This window comes from Variovorax sp. 01T432, assembly GCF_056398605.1.
Map to the genome: position 1 here is coordinate 1 of NZ_JBFTPS010000152.1, position 657 is coordinate 657.

General features: G+C 65.8%; 1 pseudogene. It reads right to left on the reverse strand.

What is annotated here, in order from left to right:
- Positions 1 to 657: pseudogene (locus AC1DNF_RS35745) on the reverse strand (hypothetical protein); the annotation flags it as partial.

The window sequence follows — 657 nt, forward strand, 5'->3', positions numbered from 1 at the left end:
CGACGCCGGGGTGCCGCCAGGTGCGTAGCCGTCCAGGCTGAAGATGTGCAGCGTGCCGTCCTGCGTCGCGACCCAGGCGCGCGCCGGGTTGCCGTACACCGTGGTCTTCACCGCCGTCGGCTTCGCGCCCAGCGAAACGGTCTTGACCACCGTCGGCATCTGCGAAGGCTGCTGCGTGAAGCTGTATGGCCACTGGCTGGCAGCCTGGCCCAGGTTGCTCACCGCGGTCACGTTCGAGCTGAAGTAGACGCTGTTGATGTAACTGAATAGCGGCTTCAGATCGACGAAGGCCACCTTCTGCTCGGACTTGGAGGTCACCACCGCCACGCCGCCCTTGGCGTACATGTTGTAGTTGGCGCCCGAGCTGGTGAACTTCTGCCAGTTGGTGCTCAGCGGCGTGTTGTCGAGGCCGATGAAGTTGCCGCCCACCTGGATGGTGTGGAACTGGTCCATGCCGGTGGTCACGGCGATATCGGTCGGCGCCGCCATGCCGGGCAGGTCGACGTAGCCGAGGATCTTCATGAAGGCGATGTTGCCCATGTTCGGCAGGCCGGGGTACGGCGCCATCCACTCATGCCACCAGTCGTAGTACGCGCGGGGGCTGGTGCTGCTGTACGGGCTGCAGCCGTCGCACAGGCCGGCCAGCGCGATCACCGC